The following is an 18,191-nucleotide window of genomic DNA, read 5'->3' on the forward strand; positions in this document are numbered from 1 at the left end:
ATTGCGTGGGTAATGTTTGATAGTGCCTCGTTTATTCAGTCGGTTTGCTGTTTGTTGGCTACTTTACCAATTTAGCAACGACAACATTTCCTTAAGTTTTTCTTCATTTCCTTTTTTCAGGAATCTTGGTAAGATAGCTAAATGCTTTAGCTTCTTAATGGGAAGTAATGTTAGTAGGCTTTCTTGGGGAAATTGAATTAAAAGCTGACTGATAATCCAATATTTCCAAATGGTATCATTTTCCTGATTCACCAATATCTGTTTGATGCTTGGCAAAAGTTCTTTGTGAAATTTTGGTAAGACATGAATAATCTCTAATGCAACAGGGTAATTCATGTCAGCAATCCATTCCAGAATAGAGGTTGCCACAACCGATACTTGTTCAGGAGTTGCCAATGACAGACGCTTAGCTGCGTCTAAATCAAATTTATCTTTAGGTATCAATCTTTGTTCATTCATATTTATCAATAATGTTCGGCAGTGTTCCGCCTTATTCAGCCGCTTATTATATTTATTACTGCTTTATGCTATATCCGTTTTTCAGCAGATTTTCAATCTCAGTTGTAATATATAAATTTCTGCCGTCTTGTTTCATAGGGATATATATTTTCTTTATCCAATTAAAGAAATCATTTGCCCAAGAAAGAAAACTGTCTGACTTTTGAACAAGCTTGTTATCGTTATAATAACGGGCTGTATAACAAATTTTCCCTCCAATAATTTCCTTTGATTTATGGTTAATATAACATTTATCAAACTCAATCAAATTGCTAAAAGTTGCATTAGGAAAGTATTTGAACCCATCACTATATGGACTACAATCTATTTTATCAATAATGACATCTTCCTCTTTTTGAAACAGAATGACCCGTTTCCATTCATCTGTATTTTCATCCTCTTTTATCATAGGAATAGGATGCAAACAGTTTCCTGTTAGTGGCAATGCAGAAATATGTATTCCACACTTGTCAAGGTAACTATTAATCGTAGGATAATCATTATCACTACAATAAAACGGTATTTGTCTTGTGTTCATAAGTACATATATTGATAATGTTCGGCAGCGTTCCGCTTATTCAGTCAGTCGGTTTGCTGTTTGTTATCGACCTTCTTTTCTAAATATTCAATTTTCCATTCTCTTTCCTTTTCGTCAGGCACATTGCATAATTCATATATTTCATGCCATCCATCTTTACCCATTTCAACGAAACTGCAATCATAACCCGTATAGAGTTCCTTTGCATAATCTTCAGTTGAATTGAAATGTTCTAAAGAAAGAAAACTAAACGTTTCTTCTCGCCACTGATTATGATTGTATTCATCAATAATGAAATTCAGCGGCTTATTTCCATAATTCATTTCTACATATTTATCAAGTGATACGAAGTATAACAAGATATGTAGCGAACCATTTATTCTAATGACATCAATACCGTTATTGCCTAAATATTGATTATGAACTTTTCTTATACGTTTGTGTAAGTCATTGATTAATATATCAGATTCAACCAACAACTCAAAAGTTATATTATTATTTATGTCCTTTATTTTGATAATCATTTTGTTTTTATTTTTATAGGTTGATAATGGGATGCGAATAGTTGACCGTTAGGGCAGTTTATTCGCTTGTTAGCAACCTCTTTTCGTTTTATAGATTATTTCAGAATATCCATTTGGAAATGATTGGGTAATAGTTTCTAAAGTCCCATCGTCTTGATATTGGAATATGTGAACTAAATCACTACCACTTTTACCATCAATATCATATTGTTTAATTTCAATATGTGTCAAGGCATTTTCATTATAGATGTAATTCTCTTCACGGCTACCACGACTACCACATGACTGTAACCGTTTCAACTTTCCGCCCTCGAAAAAGTAATGGCGTACATTTATCAAACGTTTACCATTATTATATAGAATACTTTTCACAAGATTGTCTGTATAATATAGAAAAGTGTGATAAAACTGATTTTCAATTGAACAACCAACCTTAACTTCGACTATTTGATTTTGATTATTAAACCCGTAGATACAAAGATTTTGGGTGCTTTATACTGTATCAGGACGCTTTACAGGTTTTCCTTGTCTGAAACCATTACGCTGATAGGAATATGGGGTAAGCTGCCCTTATACAATTCAGTCCTGATAACATCGCTTTCTATTTGTTGTCTTATGATTTCAAAGTCATTTTTCAATGCTTCAAATTCAGTTCTTAAAGTTTCTTCAATCATTTCCATTTATTTAGGTGGCTAATGTATTCAATAACCACACCTTATGGTGCGTTTCCTAATCTCTAATATCCACACCTCACGAATCATCCAGTGTATCAAGCGGATTGGGGATGCTTGATTTGTGGGCATTCGTCACATGAAGATATATACTTGTTGTCTTAATGTCATAGTGTTCCGGTAGTTCCTGTATGGTTCTTAGGTCAGTACCTTGTTCCAGTAAATGGGTAGCGGAAGAGTGGCGGAGCATGTGTGCATGTTCCCGATGGCGGACATATACCCGGCTGTAACCGGCATATTCTATCCGTATATAATCCAGAGCATCTATGTTCTGTTTTGTCAGTACGATACTTCCCCCGTTGTTGGCTTGCATCCATGTAGGGCTTGTTTTATAACGTTACAACTATCATTCAACGAATAATGCTGCCAAAGTTATAAAACTATTCCGAATAAAGTAAACGAGTGTTCTCCCTTTTATCCTTTTTTGTCATAGACAACCCCGTTGGTGGGGAAACAGCGTAGGGCTGGAGTGTGTCTAACGCTTCAACAGGGAGTAAATGGCATGCAGGTGTTTGGCAAGTTACCGGAACATGACTACCGCATCCTCTACATCCACATCCCCCCTCAGCTCTCCGGCAGCTATATTCGTATTATTCATACATTATTTTGCCTCAAAGCGGCAAATGTCGTCTTTTTTAGTGCGTAAATCAGCAAATATTGCTTATCTTTGCACCAAAATAGACGAATATGACTATAAGAAGTTGGATAAAACAACGTGAAATAGCAGGAAGACCTACATTTTCCATAGCAGATGTAAAGGAGGAATTTCCAAACACATCTGTTAGGGTTATTACCTCTGAATTATATCGTTTGTCAAAGCAATCGATAATTGTACCTGTTTATAAGTGCTTTTATACTGTAATACCTGTGCAATATTCCGCTCGGGGGGTCGTTCCACCTTTATATTATATAGACCAATTGATGGCATATTTGGGCAAACCTTATTATATAAGTCTGCTAAGTGCAGCCGAATTACATGGTGCAGCACATCAACGACCGCAAAAGTTTTCAGTAACCACCATATTCCCTAAGGCTACCACTTCCAGCCAGTATAACAATCAGTTAATATGGAACTATCGTCGTGAGATACCTGAGGGCCTACTCATGCAAAGGAATTCTGAGACAGGTAGAGTGAAATTCTCTTCCCCGGAACTAACGGCTGTCGATTTAGTTCAATATAATCAACTGATAGGTGGGCTTTCTATGGCTACCACTGTTTTAGAAGAACTTTTGGAATATACAGATTTCAACAAACAGTCCGAATCCCTACTCTCTGTAACCAATATTCCCACATTACAACGGTTAGGATATATTGCAGAAGTTATACTGGAAGAGACAGAGCAGGCAAATACACTGTTCAACCTTCTTAAATCAAACAATAAACGAATGAAGAAAATTCCATTGGATTCAGACCATTCTACAGATGGGTGTCCGATAGACAACCGATGGAATGTTATAATAAATCAAGCAATAGAACCAGACGACTTATGATAGACAGAGCATCAATACAGGAATGGAGCATTCAGGTTCCATGGAAAGAGAATGTGCAGGTTGAGCAGGATTTGCTCATATCACGTGCGTTGGTCGCAATTTTCAGCGATGAGTTTTTGGCAAGCCAATTGGCGTTTCGTGGAGGTACAGCCCTCCACAAACTCTATATGTCTCCACAGCCAAGATACAGTGAAGACATTGACCTTGTTCAGATAACATCAGGGCCAATCAAACCCATTATGTTTCGTCTTGGTGAGGTTCTGGACTTTATGCCAGACCGTGTAACCAAGCAGAAAAGGTACAATAACACTATGCTATTTCGCATGGAGTCAGAAATACCGCCAATCATGCCAATTCGATTGAAACTTGAAATCAATTGCTTTGAGCACTTCAATGAGATGGGACTTGTAAAACACCCATTTACAGTTGATAGCCAGTGGTTCAAAGGCTCTTGTGAAATCACAACTTACCATTTTGCAGAATTACTCGGCACTAAACTTCGTGCATTGTATCAACGCAAAAAAGGCCGTGACTTATTCGACTTGTATGAAGCATTGACGAAAACTGATGTAAATTTGGATGATGTCATTCGCTGCTATCGTAAGTATATGAGTTTTGTTGTCAACCAGCCTCCAACACATAAGCAATATACCCTCAATATGGAAGAAAAAATGCAAGATCCAGGCTTTCTTGGCGATACACAATTGCTTATTCGTCCGGAAATGTCTTTTGATCCAGTTGAAGCATACGAATTGGTGCGTGAAAAGCTGATTGACAAGCTATTGATCAAGTAATTAAGCCTGAATCACGATGTCAAACCAAATACGTTTACATAAGCGACTTCTGTTTCCCCTTCACAAGAGACAAAGAAATTAGGTTTCATTGTCTTCTAATTCTTTTGCTTTCTTTGTTTGGATATTTGCAGCCTGCATATCCAAAACCACTCGTCCTTTATGGAAAATGATATTCGACTTGCCTTTTTAGTTTTTTGATACATAATTCTTTGCGAAAGAATGACGGAGCATGTGTACATGTTCCCGATGGCGGGAAAACAGCGTTGGACTGTGGTGTGTCTAACGCTTCAGCAGGGAGTAAATGGCATGCAGGTGTTTGGCGAGCTGCCGGGTGTCGAGCCCGTCTCCCAATGCCATTTCAAACGAAAGCCCCATGTAAACTTGCCGGAACATGACTACCGCATCCTCCACATCCACATCGCCCCGCAGCTCTCCGGTAGCTATGGCACGTTGTATGGCGGCACGCCAATGGGCATAATCATTGTTCACAAGGTTATGGAGTTTTTCTTGTGCGTCGGGGACATATTGGAGTACCTGAAACAGGAAATGAAAATATTTTGCGTGGTATGTGAGTGTTCCTGGCACAGGTTTGTCTTTATCGGCATCCATCAGATTGCCTAATATATCCATTGTCCGTTCTACGCCACGCACATATTCGTCTATGAACTCGGCAAACGTGCCGTTCGTTTCAGTGAATTTGTTCTGTGGATTCTGCGTACTGAACAAGAATTTATCCACTACGGCGGTGAACAATTCCTGTTTGTTCTCATAGTATTTGAATATCCCGGCTTTCGACATTCCGAGCATCTTTCCAAGTTCCGCAAAACTGGCTTTCTCATAGTTCACGGACGTAAACAACTTGAACGCAGCTATCAGTAATTCATCACGGGTAATTTTCATATTATGGCAGTCTTTTATATTTTCCAGTTCCGAAATTACTATTTTATTCCCATACAGACCCTATTACAGGCAATAGATTAACAAAAATAAATTTGCGGATGCCTTAGCTGGTCGGAACAGTCGGTTTTAGAACAAGCCAATAAATGGAGACAGACATCTGCCAAAAGCAGACAGAAACGCATAAAAAAGTCAGTGTCCAAATCGTACCCCCTCAAAAGGGTAAGGATAGATAAAATATTGATATTTAGGACAGTGAACCGGATGGGGTAAAGGCCCAAGCGGATCACGGAAAATAAAAAACAATCAAATAGCAAAAAGGGTACTTTAAAGAACGATGTGTAATTTTTAAGGGATCACTTTACAGTGAATGAAGGGAGAACTGAGAGTGAAGTTTCCACTTTACCAACTATTTTGCACACTTTTAAAGAAAACGGAATAAAAATAGTATTTTAAAGTTCGAAATATGTATTTTTGCAAGTGTATTCACCTACAATATAGGTTGACAAAAAGCTAAAATATTTATCATTCAACCATAACATAGTTCTATTGAAGGCAATGAATCAAAAGGAAAACTCTCTTACATCTACTTATGAATAAAGTAGTAAAAGCATTTTGTGACAGAGTCTTTTTATTAGTATGATAACTAAATATCACGCGAAGTATTACGCAAACTTGCTTACACAAAAAATTGTGGGCGGTGAACTATCATCAATCTCGCAGTCTCTAATGAGTGCATCAGTTGACATCAATCCACATCAGATTGATGCAGCGCTCTTTGCATTCAAATCACCACTATCTAAAGGTGTCGTTTTAGCTGATGAAATCGGTTTAGGAAAGACTATTGAAGTAGATAAATCTGGTATTGACAATATTATCCTTGACACCACGAACTACAATGAAGCCATCAAGAACGGCAGATCTCCATATTCAAAGAATAAGGCAATTATTTGTTCTTATAATTTTGTGGCTCGTAAAAAGGATGAAATATTGATGCATGGTTTCGATATATCAATCATTGATGAAGCTCACAAACTAAGAAATGTTTATCGCCAATCAAGCAAAACATCTCATGCAGTTCGTGATGCTCTCACATCAACAAAGAAGTTCTTGCTTACAGCTACACCCTTCCAAAACTCATTACTGGAGCTTTATGGCTTGACAAGCATAATTGATGATCATATTTTTGGTAGTGAGAAATCATTTAGAAGTGAATACGGTTCTGGAGAAAATAATGCTGACCTTCGTGCACGATTGTCTGCGATATATAAACGTACATTGAGACGTGATGTAAAAGAATATATCAATTATACAAATAGATTACCACTGACACAGAAGTTCGACTCAACTGATGCAGAGTATGAGCTGTATCAAACTATTTCTGATTTTCTCAGAAGAAACGATATATACTCAGTCCCTGCACAGCAGAAGAAGTTGACTACAATGATAATCCGTAAGATATTGGCTTCTTCTACTTTTGCTCTTATAAGTACATTGACCAATACAAAATCACGTCTCGAAAAGATGCTCGAAACGGTATCTATGCTCTTATTTACAGCAGAGGATTTGATAGATGAACTCATGAAAGATACTCGCCATCAAATTTTGGAAAACTTTGATATTGATGTGCAAGAACATCTAAACAACACATCATAACAACAATAAAGAATGTGAATAGTAGAAACCTTTCATTCTTCAAAGAAGAAGAAGACAGAATCTATCGTTGGGAACGCGATGTGATTGATGGTATTGAGCAAGAACTTGATATGGTAAAGCGTAATATACGTGAGACAGAAAGACTTGCTCGTCAAGCTGAAAATATAGAAGAACGTATCAGTCTTGAAGCTAAAGCAGAGGATCTGCGCCGCCAGAAGCGTAGAAAGCGCAATGAACTTGAAAACAGGGAAGATGAAATATCTGTTCGTAGAAAAGAGCTCGTTGCTGAACTTGAGAGAAAAATGATTCAAACAACTTCATCAGACAATCTATTTATTGTCCGTTGGAGTAATAACTAATTAATAAGCAGCATAATGAATGAATATCAGAAGCGCTTCGTCGCATTATTGAAAACCATATTTGAGTTAGATAAGTCTGACCTTGATTTCGGTATTTACAGAATCATCAATATTCGTCAACGCGAGATTGTTGATTACTTCGAGAATCGTCTACCCAAGAAAATACAAGAGATTCTCGCACCATTTGCAAATGAAAAGACTGATGAAATCAAGCAAAAGTTGGCTAAGATAGAGTCTGATGTTGAATCAATGGGTATGACTATTGATACTCTCCAAGACAATACTCCAAAGAAGCAAGAATATATCGCTTTGCAGAAGCAGTTATCTCAAGGCTCTGATATGTCAGCACTCGAAAGCGACGTCTATTCTGCACTATATTCATTCTTTAACCGTTACTACGAGGAAGGAGATTTTATCTCTAAACGTCGTTATAAAGAAGGTGTTTATGCCATTCCGTATGAAGGTGAAGAAGTAAAACTGTATTGGGCTAACCAAGACCAGTATTACATCAAGACTGCCGAAAACTTCAAGGATTATTCGTTTGTTACAAAGGAAGGGATAAATGTTCATTTCCGTTTGGTTGATGCTACAATCGAGCAGAACAATAATAAGGAAACCAACGATTCTAAACGTGTGTTCATGCTGTACACAGAAAATGATGAGCGGCCTGAATTGAAGACATTCGAATGGAATGCTGAATCAAAGGAACTAATCATTCGCTTTATCTTTGACATACCTGCTGACAAAAAGAAGAACTATGCTGATGATAACTATACAAAGATTCGTGAATACATTATTGGTGTACCTGAATTGATGATGCCATTGATGTACCAAACATCAACAGATCCAAAGAAACCTGTAACTTTGATTCAGAAACATCTTAATGGATATGTAGCAAAGAACACATTCGATTATTTCATCCATAAGGATTTAGGTGGATTCCTCACACGTGAACTTGATTTCTTTATCAAGAACGAAGTGATGCATCTCGATGACCTTGACACAGACGACGAAGTTCGTGCCGAAAGTTATCTTGCAAAGGTTCGTGCCGTGAAACGAATAGGAAAAGAGATAATCACATTCTTGGCGCAGATAGAGAATTTCCAGCGCAAACTTTGGCTGAAGAAAAAGTTTGTGGTGGAAACGAATTGGTGCATTACACTTGACCATATTGATAAATCTTTCTATCCGGAGATTATTGCTAATAAGACACAGATTCAGGAGTGGATTGATATGTATGCTATTGATGAAATCAAAGGAGATCTAAATACAACAGCATTCACAAATCCTCCGAGCATAGAATTTTTGAAGGAGAATCAGAACTTAATTGTTGATACAAAGAATTTTCCGACCACATTCCGTGACCGTTTAATTGCATCTATAGATAATATAGATGAGAACACTAATGGTTTGATGATAAATGGAGATAATTATCATGCTATTAATTTACTACAAGAAAAGTGTAAAAAAAGAATAAGCTGTATATATGGGGATCCTCCATACAATGCAAAATCATCCGAAATTCTTTACAAGAATAATTTTAAGCATTCATCATGGATTGCAATGATGAATAGTCGTTTAGAATTAGTATCGCCTCTGAAAACAGAAAGAGGTGCTATCGTTACTGCAATAGATGAAAATGAAGGCTTTAACTTAATGAAATTATTAGATACATTATTCCCGTATTGGAGTAAAACAGCTGTTTCCGTTCTTCATAATCCAGCAGGTGTACAAGGTGATAATTTTTCATATAGCCATGAGTATGCAATATTTCTATTTGAAAACTTCAAACATGTAATTGGCAAAAAAGAGAAAGAGGAGAAATCTACCGAGCCATTCAGAGATTGGGGACCAACCGGATTAAGAAACCCTCAAGGAAATACGTTCTATCCTATTATTGTAAACTGTAAAAGTGATAAAATAGTTTCTATTGGTGACGCTTGTGCTCCAGATTTTCATACAACAGAACAAAATGTTGTAATAGGAGATAATATTTTAATATATCCTGTTGGAGATGATGGTATTGAAAAAAAATGGGTATTTGCAAGAGATTCTGTTGACTCAATTATTGATGAACTATATCCAGTTAACAATAATGGTGTTATTCAAATAATGAGAGATAAATCTAAAGGTAGTTACAAGACGGTTTGGGATGATAAAAAATATTATGCGAATGTTTATGGGTCAAAACTTCTTAATAATATTATGGGTACGAAAAAATTCGATTTTCCCAAATCATTATATACCATCTCTGATTGCATTCTTGCTGTTAACGAAGTACAAAAAGGTCATAGCATAATTATGGATTATTTTGCTGGTTCAGGAACTACAGGCCACGCCGTAATCAATCTAAATCGTAAAGATAAAGGTAATCGAAAGTACATACTCATAGAAATGGGTGAATATTTTGATTCTGTTACGAAACCCCGTATGACGAAAGTTATTTATTCTCCAGATTGGAAAGACGGTAAACCCACCATTCGAAACAAAGGCATTTCTCAAATAATGAAATATATGCGTCTTGAAAGCTATGAGGATGCATTATCAAATATCTCTCTTGATGAGAAAGGCTCATTCTTCGGATCCAACTTGGGAGATGAATATCTAATAGGCTATATGCTTGATATGGAATCAAAAGGCAGCTTGTTTAACCTTGAGGCTTTTATCACTCCATTCGAGTACAACATGAAGATTACAGAGAAAAATGAATGTAAAGAAAGACAAGTAGATGTAGTTGAGACTTTCAACTATCTTATCGGTTTGTCAGTACATAGCCTGTCTGCAATCTCCTACTTCTCAACTAAAGAAGCTGTCAATCCTTCTTATGAAGGTGCTGTTGACTTGCAGAAAGACCAAAATGGTGTATATGGATTTCGTCAGGTAGAAGGAACATTACCTGATGGTCGCAGAGCATTGGTTATATGGCGCAATATCAATAAAGATAATATTCTTGCAAGCAATGCTGCACTGGATGCCTATTTCTCGAAATATCGTATCAATCCTGCCGACCGTGAGTTTGATGTGATATATATCAATGGAGATAATAATCTTGAGAATCTGCGTCTTGACGATGAGCAATGGAAAGTGATGCTCACTGAAACAGAGTTTAATAAACGAATGTGGGAGGAATAACGAAGTATGGCAAAGAAGAAAAGTTCACCACCAGTCAACTTTGAAACCTATTTGGTTTTATTCCGCTACTTTCTTGGTGAGATAGGCACTACCGAACTGAAAAGTTTGGGTAACAAGCTTAACAGCGTTGAATATGAAGGACTGGATGAGAATGGCAATACCCATTTTCATCACTACATAGCTCAGATAACCAAGATGAAACATTGTAGTATCACAACCGATAAGTTGCGAGAATACGATGAGAGAATCTGTCGATATACAAAAGAAATTGGAGAGAACCGTGGTGGGATCAGTCTGAAGTATTTTCAATACATCTCCCTGTTATTCACTGAGATGTATCTCGACAACTACTTTGCAGATAGATCAGCCTTCTGTAAGTCGCTTAACGAATTCATTGACAGCGAAAACGCAAGAACACTTGGCGCTCTTACGATGGAACCATATACCATTAACTCCATGAACAAATTAGCGTATATGTGTGCCACAGGTAGTGGTAAGACACTTTTAATGCACATCAACATAAAGCAATTTATATTCTATTTGAAGCGTGCAAAACGAATAAACGGCAGTATCGCTATCAATAAAATTATAGTGCTTTCGCCAAATGAAGGAATGAGTAAACAACATTTAGGTGAGCTTACTCTCTCTGGAATTAAAGCCAATATCTTTAACAAAGATGGTGGCGGTATGTTTAGCGGACAAAATGAAGGTGTTACTATCATTGATATGAACAAGCTCAAAGAAGAAGGTAAAGTGAAAACTGTATCGGTAGACAGCTTTGAACGCAATAACCTTGTTCTTGTGGATGAAGCCCATCGTGGCATGTCTTCAACAGATGGTGTTTGGTACGACTATCGTACACGATTAAGCGAAGAAGGTTTTGCCTTTGAGTACTCAGCTACATTCAAACAAGCACTGAATGCCACATCTTCAAAAAAGGAAGATAGGCAGATGGTAGCGGAATATGGCAAGTCTATAATAATGGACTACTCTTATAAATATTTCTATGGCGATGGCTATGGAAAGGATTATCGTATCTATAACCTCAGAGCAGGTATTGATGATAATCACCGTCATTTGTATTTGATAGGTTGTTTGCTTTCCTTCTTCCAACAAGTGAAGTACTCTATTGAAAAACGAACCGAACTGATTCCTTTCAATATAAAGAATCCATTATTAGTGTTTGTTGGAAATCGGGTAACGGCATCAACATCAAAAGATGAGTTGAGTGATGTTCAGGAAGTGCTATGTTTTATCGACAGATTTGTTCGTAACAAACAAGAAAGCATCCGTTGCATAGAACAAGTGAAGTCAGAAGAAACAGGTCTTACCGATAAATATGGGCGTGATTTATTTTCGCACAATTTCAACGCGCTAATAGATGTGTATGGCCAATTACCATCAGCGCAAGTGCTATATGAAGATATGCTTCACCTGATATTCAATACCGATACAGTTGCCGATGCTCCACGATTGCACATTGAAGCCATAAAGCAGGTACAAGGTGAAATAGCAATGAAGATTGGCGAATATGGTGATTACTTTGGGGTGATAAACATTGGCGATACAGCTAATCTTATTAAGGCTTGTGAAGCAAAGGGAATAGTAAGCAGAAGCGAAGAATTCGTTTCTACTTCATTATTCAGTAGCATCAACGATAAAGAATCAAAGGTTAGAATACTTATCGGTTCACGAAAATTTACCGAAGGATGGAACAGTTGGCGTGTGTCTACAATGGGATTGATAAATTTTGCCAAAGGTGAAGGTTCTCAGGCAATTCAGTTGTTTGGTCGTGGTGTTCGTTTGAAAGGATATAAAGGAATGCTGAAAAGGTCCACATGCCTTGACGATACATCAGTAAAACCTTTGCGATATATAAATTGCGTGGAAACACTTACCATTTTCGGTGTGAAGGCGCAATATATGGAGGATTTCAAGAAATTCATTGAACAGGAAGGCGCTCCTATTAATGATGATATTATTGAAGTGACTCTGCCAGTGGTCAATCGTTATGATGAAGTAAAGACAAAGAAACTCCGTGTCATAAAAGTAAAGGACGGAAAGAATTTCAAGAAGCAAGCACGACGTATGGTGCTCGATGTACCCAAAGAAGACTTCATGCGATACCTTGTTCGTAGTAAGTCGGTACTTGATTGCCGAAGCAAGATTCAATCCATTGAATCATCAGGCTCATTAAAAATGAATATTCAGGTGATTGATACAAGATTCACGATTCCAGCGTCAACACTTGCTTTGCTTGATTACTATCGCATTTTTGATGAGATTCAGCAATACAAGAATGAGAAGTCTTATTTCAATATCAGCATTGATAGAAACAAGCTGAAACCTATTCTTGAAACAGATGGTTGGTATGAACTAATTATTCCAGAAAAGCAACTTGAAATAGATTCAATTCGCAAAATAGAGTATGTCACAGACTATGCGATTATGGCATTAAAGTCTTATATGGACAAATTCTGCAAATTCGAGCAAGAAAGATGGGAAGCACCATTACTTGAATTCCAAGAAATATCGGCTACCGACAATAATTTTGTAGATGAATATACCTTCACCGTTACACCACAAAATAGCTTAGATACCACTGGTGAAGAATTGGATAAATTCATTGGAGATATAAAGTCTATTCTTACAGATAATAATGGATTGAACGAATACGAAAAGAAGTTTGACTTCAACAAAAATCTGTGTCTGTTTGATTTCCGTTCTCACTTGTATGCGCCATTGGTATGCTTGAAAAAGGGAAATACCAATATACAGATTACTCCTGTCAGTTTGAATGAAGATGAAAAGCTGTTTGTTGATTATCTAAAGGAATTTACAGAGAATAATGGTGATATGCTTGAAAACAAATCTCTTTATCTTCTAAGAAATAAAAGTAAGGTGGGTATGGGATTCTTTGTTGCAGGTAATTTCTATCCTGATTATATCTTATGGATAGACACACATGAAAAGCAATATATCACATTTGTCGATCCGAAAGGATTGCTTCGTATTATGCCTGATGACCCTAAGATTGAATTCCACAAAACAATCAAGGATTTGGAAAAGCAGTTAGCACCGACAGCAGGTGATAAGCAGATTGTTCTCAATTCATTCATTATGTCTGCAACAAAATCAGCAGATTTGTATGAATGGTGGCATTGGGATAAAACCACAAGAGAGGCACATAATGTCTATACTCTTGATGATGACCAATGCGTTATCAGCATGATAAATAAAATATGCTTTTTACAAAGTTAATATACAAATGGAAGACTATGAGAGAAATCTCATAGTCTTCCATTTACACAATGTTATGGAGTGCCCCAGGCATTTCACTCTCACAGAACTGTATTTGAAAGTCCCCTCTCAGTTAGGTACATCCTCAACTTTATAATCTCAGGAAAGAACTCCACATCAACGATGCTATTATGTAATATACAGAAGTTTGACTTAATACTGCAAAAGATTTTCCCGAATACAAGTTGATTACCGTAAGAGGAAAAGGCTATTATTCCACTTCTTCCAAATAAAGCACACGGCTTGAATAATCGTTCTGCTTCTGATAGTCCACCCGATGGTTATAAGGAATTTCCAATCCATTCGCCATGAGATAAACACCACTGAAAAATCTCCCTTCAAAGCTCAGAGGAGTATTATCTATACGGTTTAGTTCATGTACCTTGTATTGTTTATCAGGACATAAACCCGCCATCCTTACACGAGGCAGGTGCTGGTTCACAAAATGTTCTGTTTTCCACCAATAAAACACAGCTTTGTCTTTTTCCGGCGCAACGTACATCAATGAAGCTACACCCAGCTTATCGTATGGAGACATCAGACGATAGATATCGCCCAACTGCACAATAGGACGGATAACCTTATACTCGGTAATAGCATTTTTGCAAAGAGTTTTTTCTTCTTCCGTCATATTTTTAGGTTGAATTTCCATACCCAAACGACCACTCATCGCCACATCAACACGATATTTCAGAGGGATGGCGCGGAAAGTCTGATGATTGGGGGTGGCACTGATATGCGATTCCATAGCAATGGCAGGGAAGAAATAAGAAGTCCCCCATTGCATGTAAATTCGCTGGAGTGCATCTGTGTTGTCGCTTACCCAAAACTCATCAAAGTAAGGTAAAATACCATAATTGGCACGACCGCCACCGCTGGCGCATGCTTGAATTGTCAAATCCGGATATTTGGTACGGATACGTTGACAAACTTTTTCAAAACCACGGTGGAATTCTATATACATGTGACTCTGATTATCTTTTGTCAAATACTGGGAGCCATGATTCATAATGGACATATTGGCATCCCATTTGATGTAATCTATGGCAGGATAAGCAGTCATAAGATCATCCACAATCTTAAAGATAAAGTTTTGTACAGCAGGATTGGCAAGATCAAGTACCACCTGCGTGCCACCACGCCCCAATACAGGTTCGCGATCAGATGCTTTAATTATCCAATCAGGATGCTGTTCGTAGAGTTCACTGGCAATATTTGTCATCTCAGGCTCAATCCAAATACCAAACTTAATACCATGCTTTTCTGCATTCGCAAGCAGACTTCCAATACCATCAGGAAGTTTCTTCTTATCAACCGCCCAATCACCCAAAGAAGAATTGTCACTATTGCGAGGATATTTGTCGCCAAACCAACCGTCATCCATTACAAAAAGCTCGCCTCCCATAGAAGATATATCAGCCATCATCTGGTCCATGCCGACCTGATGGATATCAAAATAAACACCCTCCCAGCTATTCAATAAAATTTTGCGAAGTGTACTGCCATGTGCCAGTTTATGCAGCCGTGCCCAACGGTGAAAATTACGGCTGCTGCCACTCAGACCTTCATCACTGTATGTCAGTGCCAAGTGGGGAGTACAAAAAAGTTCATCCTTTTTCAAAGAATAGTTTGAATTTTCCTCATTGATTCCGGCAAAGAAATGGTGGTATTCATCATCGCGAGTATCAATGCGAAGCTCGTAATTTCCACTGTAACAAAGTGCAGCACCAATCACACGACCCGTATTCTCCTGCGGTTTGCCATCCAGTGAAAACATTACTTCGGCATGAGATGTATGAGAATTGCGCACACCATCCTTATTCTTGATAATCTTCATTCCAGGAGCCAGAGCCTCTTGTGAGAGTTGTCCTTCGTTGGCCCATGAGCCATACAGATGAGACAACCATACATCACCGCGACGAATAGGCAAGTAGGCTGAAGCAAACTGATTGAGTACAACCGTTTCCTTTTCCTGATGAAAGACTTCCGTCCATACCTCTATGATGTCAACATCCTGATAGGCTTTGTAACAGACATTCACAAAAAACGGATATAGCTTGTCTTTCAGTTCAATAACGTTGACGGTGGCATTACCATCTTGTTTCTCCAAAGTCTTGACCACTTCCAGTTGCAGAGTCATATTGCCATCGGTATGTTTCACGGCAAGAGCCGATTCCGTAGGACAATTCATTCCATATGCCGGATAAGCGGCCGCGATGGTTTTCACTACTCGCTGTTTTCCGCCGACAATCTCAAAATTACTGAAGTCTGATTCAGATAGTTTATGCCCGTAATACATATATCTCAGTTCTCCCCCTTGAGGAGCCGATAATACCAACGATGTATGAGGAGTAGATACATGCACATTCTGTGCAAACAAGTTGCCGAGCAACAACAATGCTCCAAATAAAAGCTTCATTCGTTTCTTGAAATCCATGTCTTTCTTTGTTTAGATTCAATGATACAACTATATATCGGCAAATATAGGTCATTTTTTACTAATAAATCTATACCATTTTATCATATCCTGACACTTGTTGCCTCATTTCTCATGATGCAATAGTTTCTTAAGACTCATCGGCAATCGTCCCACGCCATATTGCCGCTTTACTCCTATTCATCCTTGAACGATGCATAGCAGAGTCGCAATCCTTGCTATCATTAAAAGCCTTTTATCAATAAATTAAAAGCCTATTAATAATAACACAGGTAGGAACATATTGTGGCAGGGGTGCGAACAGAACGGAATTACATTTTAATTACATGAGGACAATGAATTTCGGAGTGTAGCAGAAAATATCAAGAAATTATATAACTTTGCAGCGCTTTTTAAAAGCAGAAATCTATTTAATTCGTTTGGATAAAAGATAAGAAACGCTTATGCAAAAATCCGATTGCATCATCGGTGTGGAACACGTATCGAAATTTTTCGGAGAGAAAGCCGTATTGGATGATGTGAATTTGTTTGTCCGCAAGGGCGAGTTTGTAACGATACTGGGACCTTCCGGTTGCGGCAAAACTACATTATTACGCCTCATAGCCGGTTTCCAAGTCGCTTCAAAAGGAATAATAACCATCGCCGGAAAGGACATAACACAAACGCCACCGCACAAACGCCCGGTGAACACAGTATTTCAAAAGTATGCACTCTTTCCCCATCTCAATGTGTTCAATAACATCGCTTTCGGCTTGAAGTTGAAGAAAATTCCCGATATTGCCATCGGAAAGAAAGTAAAACAAGCACTACGCATGGTGGGTATGACAGACTATGAAGATCGGGATGTCGATTCCCTGTCCGGTGGGCAACAGCAGCGTGTAGCCATCGCCCGTGCCATCGTCAACGAACCGGAAGTGCTGCTACTCGATGAGCCTCTTGCCGCACTGGATTTGAAAATGCGCAAAGACATGCAGATGGAACTGAAAGAAATGCATCAGAAGCTGGGCATCACCTTTGTTTACGTAACCCACGACCAAGAAGAAGCTCTCACACTGAGCGACACGATCGTTGTTATGAGTGAAGGCAAGATTCAACAAATCGGCACTCCGATAGACATCTACAATGAACCTATTAATTCTTTTGTTGCCGACTTCATAGGTGAAAGCAATATCCTGAATGGCATAATGACAAAGGACAAACTTGTCAGTTTCTGTGGAAAAGATTTTGAATGCGTGGACGAAGGTTTCGGCGAGCAGGCACAGGTAGATGTGGTGATTCGTCCCGAAGACATCTATATATTCGAGCCGTCCGATGCTGCACAACTGACAGGTACTGTAACCAGTTGTATATTCAAAGGTGTGCACTACGAAATGTTGGTGCAGACTCGCGAAGGTTATGAACTCATGGTGCAAGATTACCATAGTTTTGAAGCCGGACGCGAAGTAGGACTGCTGGTAAAACCGTTCGATATTCATGTGATGAGAAAGGAACGCACCTGTAACACTTTCAAAGGAAAACTGACAGATGAAACTCACGTAGAGTTTTTGGGGTGCAATTTTGAATGTTCTCCCACTCATGATATAGTTCCCGGTACACCCGTCCAGGTGGAAATAGATTTCCAGCACGTCGTTCTCGAAGATAATGAAGAAGACGGACATCTGACAGGAGAAGTAAAATTCATCCTCTACAAAGGGAATCATTATCATCTGACAGTGCTGACCGATTGGAACGAAAATATCTTTGTCGATACCAATGACGTCTGGGATGACAGCGACCATGTAGGCATTACAATCGCTCCAGAAAATATCAATATCCGATTATGCTAAATTTCTTC

General features: G+C 38.2%; 14 protein-coding genes and 1 pseudogene. 7 read left to right on the forward strand and 8 right to left on the reverse strand.

Translation table 11 applies throughout. The annotated features are described in order from the left end of the window. Nucleotides 1–63: 63 nt before the first annotated feature. The 6 genes and pseudogenes from BACHE_RS13265 to BACHE_RS13285 form a co-directional block, all read right to left on the reverse strand. Nucleotides 64–459 (reverse strand): DUF5071 domain-containing protein, encoded by a 396-nt coding sequence (locus tag BACHE_RS13265; protein WP_013548221.1) that lies wholly within the window; start codon nt 457–459, stop codon nt 64–66. A gap of 55 nt (nt 460–514) precedes the next feature. Beyond that, entirely contained in the window at nt 515–1,036 is a 522-nt protein-coding gene (locus BACHE_RS13270; RefSeq protein WP_013548222.1) for a hypothetical protein, read from the reverse strand. 44 nt (nt 1,037–1,080) lie between these two features. After that, nucleotides 1,081–1,560: a hypothetical protein gene (locus BACHE_RS13275; RefSeq protein WP_013548223.1), complete on the reverse strand. Its 480-nt coding sequence runs from the start codon at nt 1,558–1,560 to the stop codon at nt 1,081–1,083. A 69-nt stretch (nt 1,561–1,629) separates the two neighbouring features. Beyond that, nucleotides 1,630–1,932 carry a hypothetical protein gene (locus BACHE_RS17845; RefSeq protein WP_245530888.1) on the reverse strand — a complete coding sequence of 101 codons (303 nt, stop codon included), beginning with the start codon at nt 1,930–1,932 and terminating at the stop codon, nt 1,630–1,632. 140 nt (nt 1,933–2,072) lie between these two features. Continuing rightward, nucleotides 2,073–2,234, reverse strand: a complete 162-nt coding sequence (locus tag BACHE_RS17850; RefSeq protein WP_245530889.1) for a hypothetical protein — start codon at nt 2,232–2,234, stop codon at nt 2,073–2,075. A gap of 76 nt (nt 2,235–2,310) precedes the next feature. Further along, nucleotides 2,311–2,499, reverse strand: a pseudogene (locus BACHE_RS13285) (tyrosine-type recombinase/integrase); the annotation flags it as partial. Nucleotides 2,500–2,978: 479 nt separating this feature from the next. On the opposite strand from BACHE_RS13285, the gene BACHE_RS13290 reads away from it, so the two are divergent. Both BACHE_RS13290 and BACHE_RS13295 read left to right on the forward strand, forming a co-directional pair. Beyond that, complete coding sequence (locus BACHE_RS13290; RefSeq protein ID WP_013548224.1) at nt 2,979–3,782, forward strand: type IV toxin-antitoxin system AbiEi family antitoxin domain-containing protein; 804 nt, start codon at nt 2,979–2,981, stop codon at nt 3,780–3,782. Continuing rightward, entirely contained in the window at nt 3,779–4,576 is a 798-nt protein-coding gene (locus BACHE_RS13295; protein WP_013548225.1) for a nucleotidyl transferase AbiEii/AbiGii toxin family protein, read from the forward strand. Before BACHE_RS13290 ends, BACHE_RS13295 begins: the two co-directional genes overlap by 4 nt. Nucleotides 4,577–4,855: 279 nt before the next feature. Here the strand turns inward: BACHE_RS13295 and BACHE_RS13300 are convergent, their stop codons facing one another. Next, complete coding sequence (locus tag BACHE_RS13300; protein ID WP_013548226.1) at nt 4,856–5,476, reverse strand: TetR/AcrR family transcriptional regulator; 621 nt, start codon at nt 5,474–5,476, stop codon at nt 4,856–4,858. Nucleotides 5,477–6,112: 636 nt separating this feature from the next. Between BACHE_RS13300 and BACHE_RS13305 the strand changes: the two genes are divergently transcribed. From BACHE_RS13305 to BACHE_RS13320, 4 genes are read left to right on the forward strand one after another with little or no spacing between them, the layout of a single operon-like run. Next, nucleotides 6,113–7,129: an SNF2-related protein gene (locus BACHE_RS13305; RefSeq protein ID WP_049778937.1), complete on the forward strand. Its 1,017-nt coding sequence runs from the start codon at nt 6,113–6,115 to the stop codon at nt 7,127–7,129. Nucleotides 7,130–7,143: 14 nt separating this feature from the next. Next, complete coding sequence (locus tag BACHE_RS13310; RefSeq protein ID WP_041579424.1) at nt 7,144–7,488, forward strand: hypothetical protein; 345 nt, start codon at nt 7,144–7,146, stop codon at nt 7,486–7,488. A gap of 15 nt (nt 7,489–7,503) precedes the next feature. Beyond that, complete coding sequence (locus BACHE_RS13315) at nt 7,504–10,620, forward strand: DNA methyltransferase (RefSeq protein WP_013548227.1); 3,117 nt, start codon at nt 7,504–7,506, stop codon at nt 10,618–10,620. A 6-nt stretch (nt 10,621–10,626) separates the two neighbouring features. Then, nucleotides 10,627–13,881, forward strand: a complete 3,255-nt coding sequence (locus tag BACHE_RS13320; RefSeq protein ID WP_013548228.1) for a DEAD/DEAH box helicase family protein — start codon at nt 10,627–10,629, stop codon at nt 13,879–13,881. A 250-nt stretch (nt 13,882–14,131) separates the two neighbouring features. Here the strand turns inward: BACHE_RS13320 and BACHE_RS13325 are convergent, their stop codons facing one another. After that, nucleotides 14,132–16,357 carry an alpha-galactosidase gene (locus BACHE_RS13325; protein ID WP_013548230.1) on the reverse strand — a complete coding sequence of 742 codons (2,226 nt, stop codon included), beginning with the start codon at nt 16,355–16,357 and terminating at the stop codon, nt 14,132–14,134. Between the two features lie 443 nt (nt 16,358–16,800). On the opposite strand from BACHE_RS13325, the gene BACHE_RS13330 reads away from it, so the two are divergent. Then, the gene (locus BACHE_RS13330; protein ID WP_013548231.1) at nt 16,801–18,183 is read left to right on the forward strand and encodes an ABC transporter ATP-binding protein; all 1,383 of its coding nucleotides are present in this window, start codon (nt 16,801–16,803) and stop codon (nt 18,181–18,183) included. Nucleotides 18,184–18,191: the final 8 nt, after the last annotated feature.

The organism is Bacteroides helcogenes P 36-108 (genome assembly GCF_000186225.1).
Taxonomy (GTDB): Bacteria; Bacteroidota; Bacteroidia; order Bacteroidales; family Bacteroidaceae; genus Bacteroides; species Bacteroides helcogenes.

What these genes read in the sequence shown, in the direction of transcription:
- BACHE_RS13265 (WP_013548221.1), bottom strand. Translation starts at nt 459, where the DNA reads ATGAATGAACAAAGATTGATACCTAAAGATAAATTTGATTTAGACGCA.
- BACHE_RS13270 (WP_013548222.1), bottom strand. Translation starts at nt 1,036, where the DNA reads ATGAACACAAGACAAATACCGTTTTATTGTAGTGATAATGATTATCCT.
- BACHE_RS13275 (WP_013548223.1), bottom strand. Translation starts at nt 1,560, where the DNA reads ATGATTATCAAAATAAAGGACATAAATAATAATATAACTTTTGAGTTG.
- BACHE_RS17850 (WP_245530889.1), bottom strand. Translation starts at nt 2,234, where the DNA reads ATGATTGAAGAAACTTTAAGAACTGAATTTGAAGCATTGAAAAATGAC.
- BACHE_RS13290 (WP_013548224.1), top strand. Translation starts at nt 2,979, where the DNA reads ATGACTATAAGAAGTTGGATAAAACAACGTGAAATAGCAGGAAGACCT.
- BACHE_RS13295 (WP_013548225.1), top strand. Translation starts at nt 3,779, where the DNA reads ATGATAGACAGAGCATCAATACAGGAATGGAGCATTCAGGTTCCATGG.
- BACHE_RS13300 (WP_013548226.1), bottom strand. Translation starts at nt 5,476, where the DNA reads ATGAAAATTACCCGTGATGAATTACTGATAGCTGCGTTCAAGTTGTTT.
- BACHE_RS13305 (WP_049778937.1), top strand. Translation starts at nt 6,113, where the DNA reads ATGATAACTAAATATCACGCGAAGTATTACGCAAACTTGCTTACACAA.
- BACHE_RS13315 (WP_013548227.1), top strand. Translation starts at nt 7,504, where the DNA reads ATGAATGAATATCAGAAGCGCTTCGTCGCATTATTGAAAACCATATTT.
- BACHE_RS13320 (WP_013548228.1), top strand. Translation starts at nt 10,627, where the DNA reads ATGGCAAAGAAGAAAAGTTCACCACCAGTCAACTTTGAAACCTATTTG.
- BACHE_RS13325 (WP_013548230.1), bottom strand. Translation starts at nt 16,357, where the DNA reads ATGGATTTCAAGAAACGAATGAAGCTTTTATTTGGAGCATTGTTGTTG.
- BACHE_RS13330 (WP_013548231.1), top strand. Translation starts at nt 16,801, where the DNA reads ATGCAAAAATCCGATTGCATCATCGGTGTGGAACACGTATCGAAATTT.